Raw genomic sequence first — 798 nt, forward strand, 5'->3', positions numbered from 1 at the left:
TCTCGCCGGGCTTTGAGCACCGCCCACCTGCGGAAACGCCGGTGGGCGTTTTGCTGTCTGGGGGCAGGGCGGACCCAGCCAAGGATCTTGTGGTCTCAGTCTTGGTCTCATTCGTGTGCGCGGTTGGTCACCCGTACCGAGTAGGCCGGCGTAGGACCACCCGAGCGGGGAGACTGCGACATGCGCGAGAGTGCGACCGAGGGCGACGTTCTGCAGGCGATTGTCAAGGCCATCGAGGCTCTCTTCGACCGCTCACGGCGGATGGAACTCGGCCTCCTCACCAACAGCGTCGACTACGTCAAAGATCACGGGCGCCGGCAGATATACCGCCTGCGTCACGCCGTGGAGATGAGCCACCCGTGGTGCAGGTCAAGTCCGGGTGTTCTTTCATTCTTGGTCTCCTTGGGATGGTTCGGGCGGATTGGGTGGGTTCCAGCGTCGGTGCTGGTGGTAGCCGGGGGGCCGGTCTCGCAGTTGGCGCAGTCGGTCGAGTTCGGTGGGGTCGGCGGTGATGATCCAGTGTTTGTCGTCGCTGGCGCGGTGGGCGGTGACCCATCCCCGGTAGATCCAGGTGTAGGCCGTCGCGGTCGGCATGCGCAGAGCCGCGGCCAGCCCGGCGACCGACCATTCGTGCTCCGCCAAGACCGTCACGGGGGTGTTGTGGTGCTGGGTGCGGATGCCGCGTTGGTGCAGGATGGTGCGGACCTGCTCAACGCCGAAGCGGTTGGTGCGTTTGGGTGGGCGCAGCCCATCGGCGTTGAGCGCGTCGGCGATCTGCCGAGCGGTGTGCCCGGCGGC

Annotated in this window: 1 protein-coding gene; it reads right to left on the reverse strand. The window is 66.7% G+C overall.

Annotated elements, in window-relative coordinates; all coding sequences use genetic code 11:
• Positions 1-387: 387 nt before the first annotated feature.
• A partial coding sequence (locus tag DMB66_RS62260; protein ID WP_199753324.1) for a hypothetical protein occupies positions 388-798 on the reverse strand: 411 nt, incomplete at its 5' end.

It is taken from the genome of Actinoplanes sp. ATCC 53533 (assembly GCF_003947245.1).